At 41.3% G+C, this 3,087-nt stretch carries 2 protein-coding genes; both read right to left on the reverse strand.

Going from position 1 to position 3,087, the window contains the following annotated elements; translation table 11 throughout:
- Positions 1 to 458 (reverse strand): hypothetical protein (locus NTX86_00005; protein ID MCX5921704.1); only part of this gene is annotated, 458 nt, incomplete at its 3' end.
- A 9-nt stretch (positions 459 to 467) separates the two neighbouring features.
- Positions 468 to 3,087 (reverse strand): hypothetical protein (locus NTX86_00010; GenBank protein MCX5921705.1); only part of this gene is annotated, 2,620 nt, incomplete at its 5' end.

Below are 3,087 nucleotides of genomic sequence, written 5' to 3' on the forward strand. Positions count from 1 at the left end.
TTAATGCTTGTTGGTTCTGTAGAAGATCCTGGCGAAGAACAAAAATTAGCGGGTTCTTTTCTGGTGAGCACATTGGTATACATGCCTGTTGCAATTCTACTGTTATCTTCTATATAGGTAATGGCAGTTTTTGCTTGCGCGTTTGAACGTTGCGAACAATCAAAAACAGACATAAATCCTTTGCCGATGGTATCGCGAAGCCCCTCTTCGTAGACAGTTTCTTTAAAAAAGGTACCCGCTTTTAGCGCGGTTGATTTTATACTCTCGCCTAGAGACACAAAGCTATCTTTCATAATTTTGCCAAAATCTTCAAAGCCACCTTTTATAGTGTCGCCCAAATCTTCCCAGTCGCTTGCGGAAAAGGGATTCCATGCCGATAGAGGCGTGAAAATTCCTAATGGACTTGCACAGGCAATTATCAGTGTTAGAATCAGTGCTTTGTTTTTCATGATTTTCATATTTCTTTCCTAATATGCTGCTAAAGCAGAAGCTACAAAGTTTGTTAGTGCATTAAAGGCATTACCTCCCATAGCAAGAGAACCATTAGACCCAGTATTGGGTAAATCTGAATATTGAAGATTTGCCTGCAAAACAATCTGTGCGCTTGGTATAATTGGATACTTAATGAATTGTTGCAAGTAATAAACTAATGCAGAAGCACCACCAGGTTTAAATGAGATTGCATTGCCAGGATTTTGGGCGACAGAAATGGCTATTTTTGCACCAGCCACGGCTTGGTCTCGAGCTGCTAATTGAGCTGTTGATAGGGGTGGTGTTACAAAATCTGTTAATCTATAAAACGTATCGTCTAAAAAGCCTGCAGAAAGAAATCCTTGAGGTCCCGCATTAGTAAGGTCTGATACTTGAAGGTTTACATACAATGCATTTTGTGCGTTTGCTACGGTAGGATCATTAATAAATTGTTGTAAAGCTGCTGCCATTTGTGTAGCACCATTAGGTTTAAAAAAAATATAATAGCCAGGATTTTGGGCTGCTGCAAGGGCTGTTTTTGCTGAAGCGACAAATTGAGACGCTTGTGATATTCGTGTTGCTAATATAGCTTGTTCGGCAGCAGCTTTTTCAGCGGCAGCTGCCACTTGAGGTCTCGCTTGTTGTAAGGCATCTTGCTGCGTTGCTATGGGGTAAGTATTTACAAAGGTGGTTAATGGAACAAAAGCGTCAATGCCTCCCACACCAAGAAAACCTTGAGTTGGACTGTTAGTAGGATGAGATCCTGCAGTGTTTTCCAACAAAATAATTTGAGCGTTAACAAGTGTCTGAGAATTCACAAATTGTTGTAAAGCATTTGCTAGTTGTGTAGACCAACCAATCTTGAAGAAAAGTCCATTGCCTGGGTTGATTGCTTGAGTAAGAGCTCTTTGTGCAGCAATTTTTGCTTGCTCGGTAGCTTGAGTTTGTTCATTGCGGGTTTGTTGTATAGCCGCCAGTTCAGCAGCGACTTTATCAGCAGCGGCAGCTGCCAGTGGAGTCGCCATTTTCATAGCAGATTGTTGGATGTCCAGTGGTTGAAAATGTATAAAATCAGTTATAACCTTAAAGACATCGCCGGTGTTACTGGTACCAAGAAAGCCATTTGGACCAGTCTTGGTTAAGTCTGACCCTGCAGTATTTACGAGTAAGACAGTTTGTGCATAACCTACGTTAGCAGGGGTATCAATAAATTGTTGTAAAGTATTGGCCATTTGGGCAGCCCAACCAGGCTTTAAAAGATTGTTATTACGAGCGTCAGGGATTGCTTTAAGCGCTGCTTGTGCAGCAATTTTGGCTTGCGCAGCTTTTTTGTCAGTTTCCTCATAGTAAGCTTTATCAGCGGCAGCCTTTTCGGCAGCGATTTTATCAGCAGCTGCTTTCTCGGCTGCAGCTTTCTGGGCGGCGACTTTATCAGTAGCGGCCTTATCAGCAGCAGCTTTTTCTTGAGCAGTTTTTTCAGCTGCGTCAGCTGCGGCTTTATTTGCAGCATCTATTATAGCCTGATCACATGCTTTATAGCGACTTTGAATTTGACTTATTTTTGTCCGTAACGTATCGAATTCTGCACTGAGCTGGTCGTACCACATTTTTAGATCTACAGGCCAACTGGTTCCTTTTAATTGCACGTTTTTGGGTATTGTATTTTGAATGAATAGGGCGAAAGTTAAGTTTTTCAATGTTTTTGATAGGCCAATTGCATCTGAGCATGACGTTTGGTTTATCATAACGTTAACCCAATTGTTCATGTTATCTATCTGGGCTTTAAAATTTATAAGATCGCTTCCTAGATCACCGTTTGGAAGCATCCATATACCAGCATTTTTAAAAACATTTACTACGTTATTTGCTCCTCGTTCGACTGCTAACTGAAAGGCTGTTTTTCCATTTGTGTCAACAACAAGAGGGTCTGCTCCGTGCATCAAATAGAGTCCTGTAAATTCTGGGCGATTATCAAGAGATGCACGCATAAGTGGCGTATACCCTTGATAGAATGAATTGATATCAGCTCCTTGGGGTAGTAATTCTTGAATTTTTTGTAAATCGTAAGGATATTGTTTGGTTGCTATACCCAATTGTTCATTGAGTTTGTCTTGGAGTTCCTTTTGCTGGCTATTAGGCAGTACTGTTGCGTTAGGAATGCTTTTGACAAGACAAATTTGGTAGTCCATTTTATCTTGTGTTATTTTTGAGCTATCATCGAGATTTTTTGGATCTCGCATTGGCATATTAGGGCAGAACGGTGCTGTAGCAGGTGCTTGAATGTCCCAGGTAGCGTTGCCAAACCATTGTTGTAGGCCAAGAGGTTGAATACTGTTATCTTTTGCGCCATATATTCCTGGAAAATAAAGCCAGCCCATCGTGTTTTTGTCAAAGCGTTTATCTGCTACCGGATATAATCTTACAAGATTGTTGGGCATCCATTTGAACCCTTGGTTGGTAATATCGTTGGCCATGCCAAACATGCGTACATAGGTACCTGCTTTTGGATAAAAGCGATGGTTATAACGCGCTGCGTAAGCGACAGGGTGTGTGCCACTTTTTTCAACATCTTTATCGTTCCATGCAAGCCAAGTGCCATCTTTGGTGTCGTTTGAA

It is taken from the genome of Candidatus Dependentiae bacterium, from assembly GCA_026389015.1.
In the GTDB taxonomy this organism is placed as follows: Bacteria; Babelota; Babeliae; order Babelales; family Vermiphilaceae; genus JAPLIR01.